Source organism: Streptomyces sp. NPDC001530, assembly GCF_042894545.1.
Lineage (GTDB): Bacteria > Actinomycetota > Actinomycetes > Streptomycetales > Streptomycetaceae > Streptomyces.
Map to the genome: position 1 here is coordinate 38,197 of NZ_JBIAVS010000020.1, position 17,707 is coordinate 55,903.

Here is a 17,707-nt window from a genome sequence, read left to right on the forward strand (position 1 = left end):
GCCGTCCAAGGCGCTGCCAGCGAGCCAGGAACCGAGCGCGATGCGACGAGCAACTGAGGGCTGCCCCTCTGGAAGACCGCCGGGTTCGGTGACTCCTTGCCCCCGTACGAGCGCGCCCCGCAGCGGCCGTGGTTGCTGCCGGCACACTGCCGGCCCGTGATTCCGCCGAGTCACGGGCCGGCAGCGCATCCGCCCACGAGGGCGGGACGATCAGTAGGACGACTTCGTGACTCCGGGGAGGAATCCGGCGCGGGCTCCCCCCGGGCGCGGATGCGAGCCACGGCCGCCTCGACACCGATGCTGTCGATCGTCTTGATCGCCTTGGCGCTGAGCGTCACCGCCTGCCACGCCTCCTCGTGCCCGATCGCCTGTGGCATCTGCGGCTCTGCCCAGGACGCCCGTCACTCACCTGCTGCGTTCGCACGCCGGGACGACCCGGCGAAGAATGGCCGTGTACCGGCAATTCGACTACGGCAGGCTGCGCACAGCCGCTGTGCCGCCCGCCGGACGGGATGATCCTTGTGACAACTTCGCCCTTCGGGTCCGGCGACCCGTTCTCCGATCTCTTCAACCGCTTCTTCGGCATGAGTCCGGCAGCCTCGCCGCCAGCCGTGCAGCGCGTGCCCATCGGGCGACTGCTCAGTGATTCCTCGCACGAGCTGCTGGCGGCGGCAGGCGGCCGGGCGGCCGAGGACGGGTCCGATCTCGACACCGTGCACCTGCTGTGGGCCGCCACGCAGGTGCCAGCCGCCCGGCAGGTGCTGGAGCAGGCGGGCGCTGATCCGGACCAGCTGGCTGCGGACCTGCAGGAGAGCCTTCCCACCGGCACCGGAACCGGCGACCCCGGGCTCACGCCAGCGGTGAAGCGCGCTCTGCTTGCCGCCCACGCCCACTCCCAGGCGACCGGTGCCTCGTACATCGGTCCGGAGCACATCCTCGCCGCATTGCTGGACGATTCCAGCCTCGCACGCACGCTGGGATCCGAGGGAGTCTCCTCCGGTTTGCTGAGTGGCGGCGAAGCCGGCCGGAAGGCGGCGTCGGGCGAGCACAGCGACACCCCGACCTTGGACGAGTACGGGCGCGACCTCACCGACGAGGCCCGCAGCGGACGTCTCGACCCGGTGGTCGGCCGGGCCGAGGAGATCGAGCAGACCGTGGAGGTCCTATCCCGGCGCACCAAGAACAACCCCGTGCTCATCGGCGATCCCGGCGTCGGCAAGACCGCCATCGTCGAAGGACTGGCGCAGCGGATCGTCGCCGAAGAGGTCCCGAAGGCCCTGCGCAACCGCCGCGTCGTGAGCCTCGACATGGCCGGTCTGGTCGCCGGATCCAAGTACCGGGGAGAGTTCGAGGAGCGGCTGAAGAAGGTGATCGACGAGGTCACGGAGGCCGAGAGCGGCATCATCGTGTTCATCGACGAACTGCACACGGTCGTCGGCGCCGGCGGAGGCGGCGAGGGTGCCATGGACGCCGGCAACATTCTCAAGCCCGCGCTCGCCCGGGGCGACCTCAGCGTGGTCGGCGCCACCACCATCGACGAGTACCGCCGGTACATCGAGAAGGACGCCGCGCTCGAACGTCGCTTCCAGCCGGTCATGGTGCGCGAACCCACCGTCGAGGAGACGGTCGAGATCCTGAGCGGGCTTCGCGACTCCTACGAGGCCCACCACCAGGTCCGTTACACGGACGAGGCCCTGGACGCCGCGGCTGCCCTGTCCGACCGCTACATCACCGACCGGTTCCTGCCCGACAAGGCGATCGACCTCATGGACCAGGCAGGAGCACGCGTGGGACTGCGCGGCCTCGGTGCCCCGACCGGGACCGCGAGCCTCGAGGACCGCCTCACCAAGCTGCGCAGGGAGAAGGACGAGGCCGTCAGCACCGAGGACTACGAACGCGCCGCACAGCTCAAGGAGCAGATCCGGCAGGTGGAGCGGGAGCTCGCCGGGGTCGGCGGGGAGCGGGAAGAGGCCGGGAGTGTGACTCCCGAGGACATCGCCGATGTGCTCTCCGCGCGCACCGGCATTCCCGTCTCCCAGCTCACCGAGACCGAGCGCGAGCGGCTCACGAAGCTCGAAGAGGCCCTGCACGAGCGGGTGGTCGGCCAGGACGAGGCAGTCACCGCCGTGTCCCAGGCTGTGCGCCGCGGCCGGGCGGGCATGGGAGACCCCGATCGGCCCACCGGCAGCTTCCTCTTCCTCGGACCCACGGGAGTCGGCAAGACGGAACTGGCCAAGGCACTTGCGGAACTGCTCTTCGGAGACGCCGACCGGATGGTCCGCTTCGACATGAGCGAGTTCCAGGAGAAGCACACCGTCTCCCGGCTCGTCGGCTCCCCGCCCGGATACGTCGGCTACGAGGAGGCCGGGCAGCTCACCGAGGCGGTGCGCCGCAAGCCGTACAGCGTCGTGCTGTTCGACGAGGTCGAAAAGGCCCACCCGGACGTCTTCAACCTGCTGCTGCAGGTGCTGGACGACGGACGGCTCACCGACGCCCAGGGACGCACGATCGACTTCCGGCACACCGTGGTCATCATGACCAGCAACATCGCCTCCAAGCGCATCCTGGACCACCAGGGGGCGGTCGAGGACATCAGGGATGACCTGATGGCCGAACTGCAGGCGCACTTCCGGCCCGAGTTCCTCAACCGCATCGACGAGATCATCGTCTTCCACGCCCTGACCCGGGCGGACCTGGTGCGCATCGTCGACCTGTTGCTGGAACGCAGCCGGCGCAGGCTCCACGCCCAGCAGATCAACCTCGAGGTCACCGAGACCGCCAAGGAGTGGCTGGCCAACCGTGGCTACCAGCCCGAGTTCGGAGCCCGGCCGCTGCGCCGCACCATCCAGACGGAGCTCGACAACCGCCTTTCGAACATGCTGCTCAGCGGCTCGGTCAATCCGGACGACACCGTCATCGCCGATGTCAAGGACGGCGAGCTGGCACTGACCCTCGGTCCGGCGGTCGCCTCGGGCGGCGCGGACCAGCCGGAGCCGGACACAGCAAGTTCGGCGGAGTAGCCCATCTGAACTGGGATTTCTTTCATCATGAGGCGGGGGTGGACAGCGTCGCCGCCAGGATAGAAGGCGCCACGGCGGCAACTGCCAGGCGGACGTGGCCGGGCAGCCCCTGGCACCGCGTAGGGTTCGCGCTTCAACTACTCCCCGGGGCCGGACGGCCGACGACTGCGGAATCCAGCGGTCTTCGTCCTGCGCGGCCTGTTGCCTGACGACGACCGCCGCCTGCCGCACCGCTCCGGCGCCGCAGACGCCGGGAGCCGAGGCCGTGCAGTGAGATCAGTGCGACCCTGTGCTCAGGGTCGACCCTCGGTGCGGACCGGGTTGCGCTCCGCCCGGCTCGGCAGGTCGGTGAGGAAGACGCCGATGTCCCAGTCGCCGTGACGGATGCCGACGACTTTAGCCACGTCGGACACGTCGACCTGCTCGTCCGCCACCAGGGGCGCCGTCACGGTGTCCGCCTGCCAGCGGATGCCCCTGGCGATGCGGCGGCGCAGATCCTCCGGTAGGCGGGGGCGAGCCAGGCCATCTCGGAGGGCAGGCCCGGGTCGGCGACCAGGACGAACCGCAGGTTCCTGGCGTTTGTGTCCGCGCGTCGGGCTACCTCGTAACCCTTGTCCTGCCGCCGGGTGGGCCTCGATGATGTCGCGCCTCGCCGCGCCCGGGCTGCCACCACAGGGAGGGATCCGCTCGTCCACCCGTTCGCCCAGCACGCCGCGCCTGCAGGCCGGGACACCCCTAGCATGCTGACTTGTGCGACCCAATACCCCGAAGATCGAGGGCGGCCGGTTACAGGGCCTCCTGCAGCTCATCGAGGACGGCATCCACCTGGTCGTCGCGGCGCTCCTCGTACTGCTCGCGGGGCTCCTGACCGTCGGGGTCATCCACGACGTCATCAGGTCGATCCAGGGGCCGTATCACGAGGAGACGGTCGTTCTTTCCGCCCTGGACAACGGCCTTGTGCTGTTCATCGTGGCCGAACTGCTCCACACCGTCCGCCTCACCATCAGGAACCAGACCCTCGACGCGGAGCCGTTCCTCGTCGTCGGCCTGATTGCCGGCATCCGCAAGGTGCTCATCGTGACGGCCGAGGCGGAGAAATCCTTCCGGTGGAACGTCGAGGGGATCGAACTGCTGGTCCTGGCGGGGCTGATCCTCGTGATGGCGACAGCGGTGTACGTGTGGCGGCGCTCCACGCGGCCGGGAGACTACTTCCCGCTCCAGGAGCCGCGGCGCTCGCCGCCGGAGCCGTCACCCACCCCGGTGCGCGCGTCCTGATCCTTCACCTTCCGCAGCCACGGCCGCCCGCACCCGCTGCTCCTCGCGAGCAGACCCGACGTCCCGTTCCAGGGGTGTGCGGCTCACGGCCATTCGCGAGGTCCTCCAAGGCCCGCCTCTGCAGTTCCGCCCCGCGCCGCACCACCGGGCTCCGGTCCCGGCGGCAGCGCCCTCCCACACGGCACTGCTGTCGCTGTCCATGCTTGGTCTGATGCGCGTCGCCCACCGGCTGAGGGGAACGGCCCTCGGCGTTTTGGGAGCGCTGATGCCGGAGTCCGGCAACACCGACGGGGTGGCCGGTGGCGCGGCCGTGCGGTGCGGGCCGGGGTGGCGCCGGAGCGGGTGTTCGCGGTGGTGCACGCGATCGTGGCCGGTGGTGGGAGCAGGTCCTGTACTGGGAGGACGAGAGATCTGGCCGTACCGCCTGCACCTGCTGGCGGGGGCCTGCGTGTCACGCGGCGTCGACGTTACCTCGAGGGCTTGCAGAGCCTTGTCGAAGCGGTCTGAAGGCGGCGGCTGCGTTCGCCGGCAGAGTCGTCAACCAGGCCGACAACGCCCGACGTCTGTTGGCGAGCAAACACCCGGACATCCATCACGGACCGGGAATGACCTGCGTCTGAAGACCCGAGACCCGCAGCCTGCCGGGAGGAACGCGAGGCGGCCGGACTGAACGTGACCGAGCCTGACGAGCAGCTGTGCCGTGCCACATGCACCAATCTCGCCTACACCATGGTGGGGTACCTCGGGCAGCGGCAGCCTCGAGCACGGCGTTGGTGAGCCAGGCCCGGGTCGGGGCGTCGAGGCGCTCCCACAGCTCGGCAAGGTCTTCGGTCAGCGGTGTGGTCATGCGTGTGCTCCTCCCTCAAGGCCACGCAGGAATCGGAGGGAATCTTCGGCGAGGCTCGGTCCGGCGTGGGACTGGCGAGGCAGCTCCACCGTGATCAGGCCCTGATAGCCGGTGTGGGTGAGTTCGGTGAGGGCGTCGAGGACGGGCGGGAAGTCGATGTCGCCCTCTCCGAACGGGAGATGGTCGTGGACGCCGCGCCGCATGTCCTCGATCTGGATGTGACGCACCCACGGCGCGGCCGCGCGGACGCACTCGGCGGGCGGGTCCGGCTCTAGGCACTGACAGTGGCCGATGTCCAGGGTGAGGCCGAGCGCGTCGGGGCTGCCGAGCAGGTGGCTCAGCTGGTGGAAGTCGTCGAGGGTGGCGAGAAGATGGCCGGGTTCGGGTTCCACCGCGAGCGGCACCCCCAGGCCACTGGCGGCGTCGAGGACGGGCGCCAGCTCGTCGGCCAGACGCTTCCACGCCGTGTCCGGATCGACGCCTTCAGGGGTGATGCCGCTGAAGCAGTGCACCGCGTGCGCACTCAGATCGGCGGCGGCCTGCACGGCACGCACCAGCAGGCGAACCCGAGCCGCGCGCCCGTCCGGGTCTGGGTCCAGGAGCGACGGGCCGTGCTTGCGGCGCGGGTCGAGGACGTAACGGGCGCCGGTCTCGATCGTCACCGTCAGACCCAGGATGGCCAGCGTGCGGGACAGACGGCTGGTACGAACGGAGAAGTCCGCCGCCATGGGGTCGAGGTGCATGTGGTCGAGCGTGAGACCGACGCCGTCGTAGCCCAGGTCGGCGAGGAGGAACAGCGCGTCGTCGAGGCGCAGGTCGGTGAGGCCGTTGGTGCCGTAGGCAAAGCGCAAGGTCATGTCGGGCTCACCTTCCGGGAGACGCGGCGCGCCATCGGCGCCAACGCCATCAAGGCCCCGCCCAGGACGGGGGCACCGGCGCGCGCGGCAAAAGCGGCCTGGAGGGGGATGAGGGAACGGATGCCGCCTCCCACGGCGCGTTGCGTGAGGGACGGAGAGGGATTGAGGACGGCGTGCAAGTAGGGGCGCGCCGCCGTGGCGCCGTAGGTGGCGGCGAGGGCCGGTGCGGTGAGGCCGCGCGCCAGGCGAAGGCCGCGCGACAGACGGTTGCCGCGTGCCGGGCTGCCGGCTCCCGAAAGTCAGACCAGTACGCGATTGCGGACCCGGCTGCCCCTCCCCCTGCGTCCGCACCACCCCAGCTACGAAGACCCCGCAATCCAAGTCCCGTGCTGATGACGAGACTTGTGGCCAGGGCGGCGAAGGGAGCGAGGCTGGAACCGCCCGTGGTCTCGTACCGGGAGACGCGAGTCACCGCGTACGTGTGGGCGGCCAGCGCCGCCGAGGAGAGGGCCACAGCTGGCCGAAGAGGTGATTGCCCGGCTACCACCGCGCCGAGCAGCAGGTCGAGGCCACGGGCCGCGCCCATCGCCACCGCCCCCGCGGGTGTGTGCTTGAGCTTCAGGTCGTACGCCCAAACGGTGGCGGCCAGGGCCCCGGCGACCGCCGCCGCTGGGCGCCCCGCCCGCGCCGCCAGTGCAAGGCCCACCCCGGTCAGCCCGACCGCCGCCCCCAAAGCGGCGACCGGGCGTATGCGACCTGACGGGAGAGTCCGGTTCGGGCGTTCACGCGCGTCCTCGTCCTGGTCCGCCCAGTCGTTCAAGGCCATGCCCGCCTCATACAGACACAGGGAGCATCCGATGGCGCGCAGCGTGCTCCGGTCGGCGCGCACGCCCGCGGCCGCCGCCCCGGCGAGCGCATCCCCTGGGACCGTGAACAGCGCCGACACGCACAGCAGTTGAGTCCAGTCCCGGAGCGCGTTCACTCGTTATCCCCCCGCAGCCGCTCCGCGAGGCCAAGCAGCGCCATGTACTGCTCGGACAGCGACGAAGGCGTCCCCGGGTCGGGGTCCTTGAAGTAGAACCCCAGCTCGGGGAGCGGACCGGTGAGCCCCACTTCGTGCGCGCGGGCGAGGAGCCGGGCCAAGTCCAGGACGAGGGGCGCCGCGAGGGCGGAGTCGCACCCCTGCCAGGTGGTCTGCAGTACCATCCGCGTGCCGAGGAAACCCTCGAAGGCGATGTGGTCCCAGGCCGTCTTCCAGTCCCCCATCGACGGCACGTCGTCGATGTGCACGACTCCCTCGGGGATGGTCCCGAGGGTGTTGGCGAGGACCCGGGCTTTCCCGGCGTTCTTCGCCGCGGCCGCGTCCGGGTCGGCGAGCGCCGCCCCGTCTCCCCCGCCGAGCAGGTTGGTACCGGACCAGGACCGCACCGTGAGCGCACGCTGCGCAAACATCGGGCCGAGCACGGAGCGCAGCAGCGTCTGCCCGGTCTTGCCGTCCCTCCCGGCCACCGGCACGTCGTACGGACCGGAGAGCGCGGGGTGGTGCAGTCCGGTCGACGGTGTGAAGTTCACATACGCAGCGCCGGCGCGGAGCGCGGCGGCAGCGTACAGAGAGCTGGCCGGCAGCCTCTCGTCCCCTTCGCGGGATGCCGGTTCGGTGGAGGCGACGTTGACCACCACGCACCGGGCGAGGTTGTTCCGCGTCCGGAAGGCGGCGAGGTCCTCGGCGAAAGCGCTGATCAGTTCCTGGTCGTCGCGCGGGTCGTCCACGACGGGGCCGCCGGTCCGCATCTCGGCGTCCGCCGCGGCGAGTTCGTCTCGTACAGCGTTGGGCAGGTCGTGCGGCAGGACCCCTTGCACGGCCAGTTGCTCGGCCCGTTTCGGCTGTGGGCAGGACGCGACGTCGTGCCGCCGAAGACCAGGGACCCTAGATCCGGGAGGCCGCAGCCGACGAAGTGCGGAGAGAGGGTGACCATCCCGACGGCCGGCTGCCGCCCGCAGGCGACGGCCGCGCACCCGGCGACCACTGTGGTGGCAACGGAGCCGCGGGCTCCGATCAGCCAGATTCCCGTACGTGGCACTGCCGGTGTCGATGTCGATGTCGATGTCGATGTCGATGGTGTCATCGCGAGCGCCTCCCTGCCGTTCTTGTGCGTGTGCGTGTGATGAGTGGATGGCCCGTGCCGGGGGCGTGAGCCGCAACCCCGGCACGGACCCGTTTGTGGTGCCGGGACCGCCAGGCCACGAAGGCACTTGGTGAGGCCGGCCGACCTGGCCCGGGCACGCCTGTTTCAGGCGGATGGGGTTCCCGGGCCAGTTCCGTGGACTACAGGTCAGGAGCGATGCTCATGACGGCAGAGTCCACTGTTGGTTGGCCTTGCCGTGGCAGGTCCACAGGTGGATGTGGGTTTCGTCGCCCCAGGTGTTGCCTTCGACGTCGAGGCACTTGCCGGAGTGCGGGTTGCGGACCGTGCCATCGCTCTGCGCCGTCCACTGCTGGGCGGGCGTGTCGTTGCAGCGGTATAGCTGGATCTTGGTTCCGTCCGCTGTGCCCCTGCCCTGGACGTCGAGGCACTTGCCCAGCGCGCGGATCGTGCCGTCACCGGGAAGCGTCCACTGCTGGGCGGCCGACTTGTTGCAGCGGTACAGCTGGACCTGGGTCTCGTCGTCGTCCTTGCCTCCCGCCACATCTATGCACTTGCCGTTGACGCCCTTCACCTCACCGGTGCGTGAATTCGTGGTCTTGACACGGACGTTGCGGAACGAGACCCGGTCACCGTCGCCGTGGTTCTGCAGGCCGACATAACCCTGCTGGAGGCTTCGCGCGGGGTCGGTGTTGGTGAAGTCGTTGATCTTCACACCGTTGAGGAAGACCTCCAAGTGCTCGCCGGTGACACGGAGCTCGAAGGTGTTCCATTCGCCGGGAGGATTGAGCGCCTTGTCCCGGGCGGCGGTGTCGGGCGCCATGACGCCGTACACGGCCCCCGTCGTGTGGTCCGGGCTGTCGGTGGCGTCGATCTGTATCTCGTACCCGTTGTTCACGGCGGACCAGGGATCGTCGGAGGCCGGGAAGCCGACGAAGATCCCCGAGTTGTCGTCACCGTCCATCCGCCAGTCGGCCTTGATGGAGTAGTCGCCCTTCAATTCCTTCGCGTCGTACCAGAGCAGGCCCATGCCGCCCTTGGAGGTGAGGGTGCCGTCGGCGAGCTCGAAGGAGCCGGGCCCGGCCTGCTTCCAGCCCGTCGTGCTGCTGCCGTCGAACAGCGACTGGTAGCCGTTCTCCGGACGGCAGTCCGCCTGAGCCATGCCCGCCGCCCAGCGGATGCCGCCGAGCAACTGCTTCTGGAAGGCGGATTCGGAGTACGACGCGTCGGTGTGGCCGAGGCCGGTGTAGAAGGAGCGGCCGCCCTCGTAGTTCTGGCACCAGGTGATCGGATGGTCACCGGACATGTTCCCGCCCGAGTAGCTGGACTCGTCCAGCGAGGCGAGGACGTGCGCGGTGGACCGGGGGTTGGTGCGGTAGTTGTACCACTCGTCGAACCGCTCCCAGGTGCTGCCGAGATGCGCGGTTGCGGGGTGCGCCCGGTCCTCCACATTGATCTTGGCGTTCTGCTGGTCGGGGTGCGACTGGAACCAGGCTCCGACGAGCTTGCCGTAGAACGGCCAGTCGTACTCGGTGTCGGCGGCGGCGTGGATGCCCACGAAGCCGCCCCCGCCCCGGATGTAGCTCTCGAAGGCGTCCTGCTGGGCCGTGTCGAGAACGTCCCCGGTGGTCGACAGGAACACGACCGCCTTGTACTTGGAGAGGTTGTCGGCGGTGAAGGCCCCGGCGTCATCCGTGGCGTCCAGGGTGAAATTGTTCGCCGACCCCAGCCCCCGCAGCGTGGAGATACCGGCGTCGATGGACGAGTGCCTGTAGCCGGCTGTCTTGGAGAAGACGAGAACCTTGTACGCCGGATCGGCGGCGACACGTGTGATGGCCTTGGCGGACTCAGCCGGCTTGACCGGCTCGGCGAAGGCGAGCCCGGGGGACGCCGCGACGCACAGCAGCGCGCCCGACAGCCAGCACGCGGTCTTGGTGAGGCTCATACGCATGATGTCCTGCTTCCTTCCGGCTACGGCAGGGTCCAGTGCTGGTTGGCCTTGCCGTGGCAGGTCCACAGGTGGATGTGGGTTTCGTCGCCCCAGGTGTCGCCTTCGGCGTCCAGGCACTTGCCCGAATGCGGGTTGCGGACGGTGCCGTCACTCTGCGGCTGCCACTGCTGGGCGACGGTGTTGTTGCAGTGGTAGAGCTGGATCTTCCGGCCGTCGTCGGTGCCGGCCCACTGGACGTCGAGGCACTTGCCCAGCGCACGGATCGTGCCATCCCCGGGAAGCGTCCACTGCTGCGCGGCCGTGTTGTTGCAGCGGTACAGCTGGATCTGGGTCTCGTCGTCGTCCTTACCTCCCGCCACGTCCATGCACTTACCGTTGACGCCCTTCACCTCACCGGTGTGCGCGCCGCCGGACCCATCTGTCGTGAACTCCAAGTCGTCGACGTCGAAGAGCGCTCCGCTGCCGCCCTTGAAGACCAGGTAGATCTTGGTGGTCTGGTCGGGCACGTCCTTCAGCGCCGTCTCCACATCCGTGAAGGTCTCCCAGCCACCGGTCGGCTTCACCTCGACCGAGCCGTGCAGCGGACCAGTCGGGGAGCCGGTATGCAGCTCCAGCGTGCCGCCCGCGCCACCCGATGAGACCCGGGCCTTGAGCTTGCTCGCTCCGGTGAGCCGGTACGGGTCGAAGGAGATCCAGTCGCCGTTGTGGATGTCACCGACGGTCTTGCCGCCGTGGGCTGCGGCCTTGTCATACAGCTTCAGGTTGCCGCTCTGCGTGGTGAAGTGCTCGGCCTGGCGGTGGTGCGGCTGGAGGATGACCTGGCTCGTGCCGGTCAGAGGCGCCTGGCCGCCCGCGCCCTTGTCGGTGTACTCGGCTCCCACGATGCCGAAGATGTTGGCGTCCTGGTCGTGTTCACCGTCCTTGGGCGGCGTCAGGGTGCCCTCACAGCCCTGAGTGCTGCTCAGCTCGTGGGCGTGGTTGTCGTGTCCGAGGCTGAAGCGGACGGTGACCTTGGAGCAGTCGATGTCCGGCTCCTCGGGGTCGGTCACCTTGACCTTGAAGGGGACCGGGTCGCCGAAGTTGTACAGCGAACCGTTGACGGGTGTGATGATCTCTACCTTGGGCTTGGTGTTGCCCACGACGACGCGCACGTTCGCGCTGCCCACGTGTCCCTCGGGGTCCTTGGCGGTGAAGGTGGCCTGGTAGGTGCCGTTCTTCTCGTACGTGTGGGTGGGGTTGAGCCCCTCGCCCTTGGTGCCGTCCCCGAAGTCCCAGGCGTAGGTGAGGTCCTTGCTGTCACCGTCGGTCGCCTTTCCGGTGAAGGCGACCTTCAGTGGGGCAGTCCCGTCGGTGTGGTCGGCGCTCACCTCGGCGATCGGGGTGAGGCCGTCCTTCGCGTACTCGATGCGATAGAGGGCAGCGTTCGGGTTCTTGCCGAACTCGCCGCCGGTGCCGTAGTCCAGGACGTACAGCGCGCCGTCGGGGCCGAAGGCCATGTCCATGACCTGGGTGCCGGTCCACGGGAAAGGATTGATCTTCTGGACGGTACCGTCGTCCGCCTGCTCGATCCGCTTGATCCACTGGCGTCCGTACTCTCCGGCGAAGAAGTTCCCGTCGTACTCCTCGGGGAACTTCACCGACGAAGTGGAATTCGCGTCGTAGCGGTAGACGGGACCGGCCATCGGGGACTCCGAGCCAGAGCCGAACTCGGAAACGGAGCCGCCGTCGTACGGGATCCAGGCCGGCTGCGCGGGAGGCAGGTCGGTGAGGCCGGTGTTGAACCGGGAGTCGTTCTTGGGGGCGTTGCAGTCGAACTTCGAGCCCGACTTGCCGGTGGCGAAGTCGTAGTCGACGTAGGCGTCGTTCTTGCCGGTGCACAACGGCCAGCCGAAGTTGCCCGGCTTGGCGATCCGGTTGAACTCGACCTGGCCGCCGGGACCCCGATTCGGGTTGGCGGAACCGGCGTCGGGGCCGTAGTCGCCCACGTAGACCACGCCGGTCTTCTTGTCGACGCTCATCCGGAAAGGGTTGCGGAAGCCCATGGCGTAGATCTCGGGCCGGGCCTTGTCGGTGCCCTTGGGGAAGAGGTTGCCGTCGGGGATGGTGTAGGAGCCGTCGGCCGCGACCTTGATGCGCAGGATCTTGCCGCGCAGGTCGTTGGTGTTGCCTGAGGAGCGGCGGGCGTCGAAGGCCGGGTTGCGATTCGGACGGTCGTCGATGGGGGTGTAGCCGTCGGAAGCGAAGGGGTTGGTGTCGTCGCCGGTCGACAGGTAGATGTTGCCGTCCTTGTCGAAGTCGATGTCACCTCCCACGTGGCAGCACAGGCCGCGGCTGGCCGGCACGTCGAGGACCTTCTTCTCGCTGCCCAGATCGAGGGTGCCGTCATCCTTGAGGACGAAGCGGGAGAGGCGGTTGACGCCGTCGAACTTCTTGAAGTCGTCGGCTGTTCCGTCGCTGGGGGCATCTCCGGCGGGGGTGTCGAGCTTGGGCGCGTAGTACAGGTAGATCGCCCGGTTGTTCTTGAAGTCCGGGTCCACGCCCACGCCTTGGAGCCCCTCCTCGTCGTGCGAGTAGACGGGGAGCTTGCCGGCCAGGCGGGTCGAGCCCGTCTGGTCGGTGAGGAACAGGGTGCCGTCGCGCGAGGTGTGCAGGACGCTGCGGTCCGGCAGCACGGCCAGCGACAGCGGCTCGCCGACCTGGTCCGGCCCCTTGGCCAGCGGGATTTGAGCGAAAGTCGGATCGGCGGCGGCGTGGGCTTCGGTGCTGCCGTGGCCTTCGTGGGCAGCGGCCGCGGTGGGCGTGCCCACCGCGAGGAGCAGCCCGGCGAGTAGGGCTGTACCTCGGCGGCGCGGGATGAGTGGGGGGTGTCCTCGATGCACGGTCGTCCCTCCGTGTCAGGGGTGGAAGCCGGCGCCCATGGGGTGCACGGCACTGTGAGTGAGTTCGTCGGGAACGTAGCCCTCTTTCGCATGGCCCGAAAGAGCTTGCGCAGAAGAAGAGTTAACTTTTCCCACTTCGAGGACAAACTGTTTGTGGGCATGCCTGAATGCCCCGCTGGCCCTCGTCCTTCCAGCGGGGCGGGGCAGGTGGTAGCACGAGAGCCGGCCCGCCACCCAACCGGCCCTGGGATGGCGGCCAGTTACTCGACTCCCGTTGACTCCGCGACCTCGCGAGCGGCACGGCGCACACGTGACACGCCCGTACGCGCACAGCGGGGGAAGATCCTTTCGGTTGCTCGTCGGCTAACGGCAAGAGGTCGTCACCTTGTTGGAGGGCGCAGATTGCCGTCCATCCCGCCGCGTTACCTACTCGTTATCCGGATCCTTCGCGGCGGTCCGACCTGGTCGGCTCGCAACTCGGCGACGCCCACCGGGGAGGGCATGTTCCGCCTCGGCATCGATGAACACCTCAGTCCGCCACGCATCTTTGTCCTTAGATAGGAAAAAGTGAGCTCACTTCTGAGCTAACTTCTTCCACAACTTGCTAGTCACTGCTACGTTTCACCGCAGAAGACACCGAAGGCCGAACTGCGGCGGGAGGGGCGACGTGAGGCGCATGACGGCACGTCCGGCCAACTCACATCAGGCGTGCATCCTCAGGTTGTTGCGTGATGAAGGCCCCAACTCCCGTGCACAGTTGGGTGAGCTGGTGAATCTGTCCCGATCCAAACTCGCCGTCGAGGTGGACCGGCTCATGGAGACCGGTCTCGTGGTGAACGACGGACTCGCCGCTTCGAGGGGCGGTCGCCGGTCGCACAACGTCCGGCTCGCCCCCGAACTCCGCTTCTTGGGCGTCGACATCGGCGCAACCTCAGCCGATGTCGCCGTCACCAACGCCGAGTTGGAAGTCCTCGGCCACCTCAGTCAGCCGATCGACGTACGGGAAGGCCCTGTTGCCGTCTTCGAGCAGGTCCTCGACATGGCCGCCAAGTTGAAGGCAGCCGGGCTCGCCGAGGGCTTCGACGGCGCCGGGGTGGGAATTCCCGGACCGGTGCGTTTCCCCGAGGGCGTCCCGGTCGCACCGCCGATCATGCCAGGCTGGGACGGCTTCCCCATCCGGGAGGCACTCAGCCAGGACCTCGGTTGCCCCGTCATGGTCGACAACGACGTGAACCTGATGGCTCTCGGGGAACAGCACGCGGGAGTCGCCAGGAGCGTCGGAGACTTCCTCTACGTGAAGATCGGCACCGGTATCGGATGCGGCGTCGTCGTCAACAGCGAGGTGTACCGCGGCGTCACCGGGAGTGCCGGCGACATCGGCCATATCCAGGTCGATCCCTACGGGCGCCCATGCGCCTGCGGCAACACCGGGTGCCTGGAAGCCCATTTCAGCGGGGCCGTGCTCGCCAGAGACGCGCTCGCAGCCGTCGAGTCCGGGCACGCGGGTGAACTGGCCGGCCGGCTGGCCGCCTCAGGCACGCTCACCGCAGCCGACGTCGCTGCCGCGGCCGCGGCCGGTGACACCCTCGCCATTGATCTCATCCGTAAGGGCGGTGGCCTGGTCGGACAAGTCATCGCCGGCCTGGTGTCGTTCTTCAACCCCGGCCTGGTGGTCGTCGGCGGTGGAGTGACCGGTCTCGGGCACAGCCTTCTCGCCGCCATCCGCACCCAGGTCTACCGCAGGTCCCTGCCGCTGGCCACCGGCAACCTCCCTATCGTCCTCAGCGAACTCGGCTCTCAGTCCGGAGTCATCGGCGCAGCCCGTCTGATCACCGACCGCGTCTTCTCCCCGGCCTGATCCCACCGAACCCGCCCCACCGTCCCAGCCCCCGCCGACGGTGGGGCGCCTGCACCATCACCTCTCCACGCCCACGCCACGGCGCCCGGTGTGCTCGCCGGGCGCAGGACGACTCCCCTTCACGGCTCCCGGCGCACTCCACACCGTCAACGGCGTATGCGCCGTCAGCGCAGGTTGCTGCGTCCGCATGCCTGGGCGGTCTCCGCATGGGACACATCACCCACCACGCCTGCCTCATCCGCGCAGGACGCGCAGCGCCATGACCGCGTGCCTCCACTGAACCGAGGAACCATCCCCATGTCGCCAACCCCCCAACTCACCGAAACAGCCGACACTCCGGCTCCGCTGCTGAGGATGACCGGGATCACCAAGTCCTTCCCGGGCGTCCGTGCCCTCGACGGCGTCGACCTCACGGTCAACGAGGGCGAGGTCCACTGTCTCCTCGGCCAGAACGGCGCCGGCAAGTCCACGCTCATCAAAGTCCTGGCCGGTGCCCATCAGCCCGACGAAGGTGAGATCGTCTGGCAAGGTACACCCGCCCGGCTCAAGTCCCCGATCGCCGCCATGCGTCTCGGCATCGCGACCATCTACCAGGAACTCGACCTCGTCGAGCACCTCTCCGTGGCTGAGAACATCAGTCTCGGTCACGAACCGACGCGCGCCGGATTCGTCGTTCGCACCCGGGCCGCCCGCCGCAGTGCCGTATCCCTGCTGGACCGACTCGGCCACTCCGAGATCAACCCGGCAGCCCTGCTCGGTGAGCTCTCCGCCGCACAGCAGCAGATCGTCTCGATGGCCCGCGCCCTGTCCCACGACGCACGCCTGATCGTGATGGACGAGCCTTCGGCCGCCCTGGACCCGGACGAGGTCCGCAACCTCTTCCGCATCGTCGACAGGCTTACGGTCGAAGGCGTCGCGGTCGTCTACATCTCGCACCGTCTGGAGGAGATCCGCCAGATCGGCAACCGCGTGACCGTCCTGAAGGACGGCCGTTCCGTTGCCGACGGCCTGCCGGCCCGGTCCACCCCCACCCGCGACATCGTCGCCCTCATGACAGGCCGCACCGTGGAACACGTCTTCCCCACCCGTGCAGCCATGCCCGTCACTTCCGATGTCCCACCCGTACTCAGGGTGGAAGCGCTGTGCCGCCAGGGGGAGTTCGAGCCGGTCGACTTCGAGCTCCGGCCGGGGGAGATCGTTGGCCTGGCCGGCCTCGTGGGATCCGGCCGCTCCGAAATCCTGGAGACCGTGTACGGCGCCCGCAGGCCCACGTCCGGCCGGGTGTTCGTGGACGGCGAGGAGATCCGGCCCGGTGACGTATGCGCCGCCGTGCGCGCCGGCATCGGTCTGGCTCCCGAGGAGCGCAAGGCGCAGGCCCTGCTGATGCTGGAGTCCGTCACCCGCAACGTCTCCGTCTCCACCCTCGGCCGGTTCTCGCGCATCGGCTGGATCGACCGAGCCGCGGAGCGTGCCGCGGCGCAGCAGGTCACCCGTGACCTCGCGCTTCGCCCGGACAACCCGGACGCCCAGGTCAAGAACCTCTCCGGCGGCAACCAGCAGAAGGCCGTCCTGGCGCGTTGGCTGCTCCGGGGTTGTCGCGTGCTGCTCCTGGACGAACCGACCCGCGGTGTCGACATCGGAGCCCGCGCCGAGCTGTACGCGGTGATCCGGCGTCTGGCCGACGAAGGCTTGGCTGTCCTCGTGGTCTCCAGCGAGGTTCCGGAGGTCCTGGGCCTCGCCGACCGCGTCCTCGTGCTCCGCGAGGGCCGCGTCGTGCACACCTCCCCTGCCCGCGAACTGGACGAACACCGCGTACTCGATCTCGTACTCGAAGGGAACCACGCATCATGACGCAGTCCGCGGCCGCACCCGCGGCCGAGAAGCCCGCTCCCGCCGCGCCGCCGCCGCGCCGGCCCTCGCTCGGCTTCCGGCCCGATGTGCGCACTCTGTCGCTGCTCGGCGTGCTCGCGATCCTCGTGCTCGTGGGCGGAGTTACCAAGCCGGACGAGTTCCTCGCCGTCAGCAATCTTCAACTCGTGCTCACCCAGGCGTCGGTGATCGGCGTGGTCACGGTCGGCATGACCTTTGTGATCATCAGCGGGGGGATCGACCTGTCGGTCGGCGCGATCGTGGCGCTGGCCTCGGTGTGGGCGACCACGGTCGCCACCCAGGAGTACGGATTCACCGGGGTCCTGTTCACAGCGATCGTCGTGGGTCTGGGCTGCGGTCTGGTCAACGGCGTACTGATCGCCTACGGCAGGATGGTCCCGTTCATCGCCACCCTCGCCATGTTCGCCTCCGCCCGTGGTCTCGCCCTCCAGATCACCGACGGGCGCACCCAGATCGTCACGATCCCCGAGATCCTCGATCTGGGCGAGAAGGACGCGTACGTCCTCGGTGTGCCGCCTCTCGTGATCGTCTTCGCGGTGGTCGTCGTCATCGGCTGGCTGATCCTGAACCGCACCACCTTCGGCCGCCGCACGGTCGCCGTCGGCGGCAACGCCGAGGCCGCCCGGCTCGCCGGCATCGACGTCCGCCGCCAGCGCCTCTACCTCTACCTGCTGTCCGGACTGTGCTGCGGCATCGCCGCCTTCCTGCTGATCATCCTGTCCGGCTCCGGCCAGAACACCAACGGCAATCTCTACGAACTCGACGCCATCGCCGCAACCATCATCGGCGGCACGCTGCTCAGCGGCGGCCGCGGCACCATCACCGGCTCCGTCCTCGGTGTCCTGATCTTCACCACGATCACCAACATCTTCGCGCTCAACAACCTGCAGAGCGCGACCCAGCAGATCGCGAAGGGCGCGATCATCGTCGCCGCCGTCCTCGTCCAGCGCCGCACCGCCCACGAGTAAAGCGCCACGCCAAGGAGA

10 protein-coding genes and 3 pseudogenes are annotated in these 17,707 nt (G+C 68.8%); 6 read left to right on the top strand and 7 right to left on the bottom strand.

Annotated elements, in window-relative coordinates; genetic code table 11:
* Positions 1–257 precede the first annotated feature (257 nt).
* Positions 258–338, bottom strand: a pseudogene (locus ACFY0T_RS35490) (50S ribosomal protein L28); the annotation flags it as partial.
* A gap of 174 nt (positions 339–512) precedes the next feature.
* Between ACFY0T_RS35490 and ACFY0T_RS35495 the strand changes: the two are divergent.
* Positions 513–3,020: an ATP-dependent Clp protease ATP-binding subunit gene (locus ACFY0T_RS35495; RefSeq protein ID WP_388880207.1), complete on the top strand. Its 2,508-nt coding sequence runs from the start codon at positions 513–515 to the stop codon at positions 3,018–3,020.
* 293 nt (positions 3,021–3,313) lie between these two features.
* Here ACFY0T_RS35495 and ACFY0T_RS35500 read toward each other — a convergent pair whose 3' ends face one another.
* On the bottom strand, positions 3,314–3,469 hold the full coding sequence (locus ACFY0T_RS35500; RefSeq protein WP_388880210.1) for a hypothetical protein: 156 nt from the start codon (positions 3,467–3,469) through the stop codon (positions 3,314–3,316).
* A 301-nt stretch (positions 3,470–3,770) separates the two neighbouring features.
* On the opposite strand from ACFY0T_RS35500, the gene ACFY0T_RS35505 reads away from it, so the two are divergent.
* The gene (locus ACFY0T_RS35505; protein WP_388880213.1) at positions 3,771–4,295 is read left to right on the top strand and encodes a phosphate-starvation-inducible PsiE family protein; all 525 of its coding nucleotides are present in this window, start codon (positions 3,771–3,773) and stop codon (positions 4,293–4,295) included.
* A gap of 843 nt (positions 4,296–5,138) precedes the next feature.
* Here ACFY0T_RS35505 and ACFY0T_RS35510 read toward each other — a convergent pair.
* The 3 genes and pseudogenes from ACFY0T_RS35510 to ACFY0T_RS35520 form a co-directional block, all read right to left on the bottom strand.
* Complete coding sequence (locus ACFY0T_RS35510) at positions 5,139–5,999, bottom strand: sugar phosphate isomerase/epimerase family protein (RefSeq protein WP_388880216.1); 861 nt, start codon at positions 5,997–5,999, stop codon at positions 5,139–5,141.
* Positions 5,996–6,981: pseudogene (locus ACFY0T_RS35515) on the bottom strand (SCO3242 family prenyltransferase). The gene ACFY0T_RS35510 and the pseudogene ACFY0T_RS35515 overlap by 4 nt, the downstream one beginning before the upstream one ends.
* Positions 6,978–8,059 (bottom strand): annotated as a pseudogene (locus ACFY0T_RS35520) (inositol-3-phosphate synthase). The pseudogenes ACFY0T_RS35515 and ACFY0T_RS35520 overlap by 4 nt, the downstream one beginning before the upstream one ends.
* Between ACFY0T_RS35520 and ACFY0T_RS35525 the strand changes: the two are divergent.
* Positions 7,968–8,165, top strand: coding sequence for a hypothetical protein (locus ACFY0T_RS35525; protein ID WP_388880665.1), 198 nt, complete (start codon positions 7,968–7,970; stop codon positions 8,163–8,165). The pseudogene ACFY0T_RS35520 and the gene ACFY0T_RS35525 sit on opposite strands and share 92 nt — an antisense overlap.
* Positions 8,166–8,345: 180 nt before the next feature.
* Here ACFY0T_RS35525 and ACFY0T_RS35530 read toward each other — a convergent pair whose 3' ends face one another.
* Together ACFY0T_RS35530 and ACFY0T_RS35535 are read right to left on the bottom strand one after the other, a co-directional pair.
* A complete protein-coding gene (locus tag ACFY0T_RS35530; protein ID WP_388880219.1) occupies positions 8,346–10,094 on the bottom strand; it encodes a ThuA domain-containing protein in 1,749 nt (582 codons plus the stop codon).
* Positions 10,095–10,114: 20 nt separating this feature from the next.
* A complete protein-coding gene (locus ACFY0T_RS35535) occupies positions 10,115–12,973 on the bottom strand; it encodes a PQQ-dependent sugar dehydrogenase (RefSeq protein ID WP_388880222.1) in 2,859 nt (952 codons plus the stop codon).
* A gap of 676 nt (positions 12,974–13,649) precedes the next feature.
* On the opposite strand from ACFY0T_RS35535, the gene ACFY0T_RS35540 reads away from it, so the two are divergent.
* The 3 genes from ACFY0T_RS35540 (at position 13,650) to ACFY0T_RS35550 (ending at position 17,689) form a co-directional block, all read left to right on the top strand.
* The gene (locus ACFY0T_RS35540) at positions 13,650–14,831 is read left to right on the top strand and encodes an ROK family transcriptional regulator (RefSeq protein WP_388880224.1); all 1,182 of its coding nucleotides are present in this window, start codon (positions 13,650–13,652) and stop codon (positions 14,829–14,831) included.
* A 354-nt stretch (positions 14,832–15,185) separates the two neighbouring features.
* Positions 15,186–16,682: a sugar ABC transporter ATP-binding protein gene (locus ACFY0T_RS35545; protein ID WP_388880644.1), complete on the top strand. Its 1,497-nt coding sequence runs from the start codon at positions 15,186–15,188 to the stop codon at positions 16,680–16,682.
* Positions 16,679–17,689: an ABC transporter permease gene (locus ACFY0T_RS35550; RefSeq protein ID WP_388880227.1), complete on the top strand. Its 1,011-nt coding sequence runs from the start codon at positions 16,679–16,681 to the stop codon at positions 17,687–17,689. The genes ACFY0T_RS35545 and ACFY0T_RS35550 overlap by 4 nt, the downstream gene beginning before the upstream one ends.
* Positions 17,690–17,707 lie beyond the last annotated feature (18 nt).

Excerpts from the sequence above, each read along its gene's own strand:
- ACFY0T_RS35495 (WP_388880207.1), top strand. The coding sequence starts at position 513 with ATGATCCTTGTGACAACTTCGCCCTTCGGGTCCGGCGACCCGTTCTCC.
- ACFY0T_RS35510 (WP_388880216.1), bottom strand. The coding sequence starts at position 5,999 with ATGACCTTGCGCTTTGCCTACGGCACCAACGGCCTCACCGACCTGCGC.
- ACFY0T_RS35530 (WP_388880219.1), bottom strand. The coding sequence starts at position 10,094 with ATGCGTATGAGCCTCACCAAGACCGCGTGCTGGCTGTCGGGCGCGCTG.
- ACFY0T_RS35540 (WP_388880224.1), top strand. The coding sequence starts at position 13,650 with ATGACGGCACGTCCGGCCAACTCACATCAGGCGTGCATCCTCAGGTTG.
- ACFY0T_RS35545 (WP_388880644.1), top strand. The coding sequence starts at position 15,186 with ATGACCGGGATCACCAAGTCCTTCCCGGGCGTCCGTGCCCTCGACGGC.
- ACFY0T_RS35550 (WP_388880227.1), top strand. The coding sequence starts at position 16,679 with ATGACGCAGTCCGCGGCCGCACCCGCGGCCGAGAAGCCCGCTCCCGCC.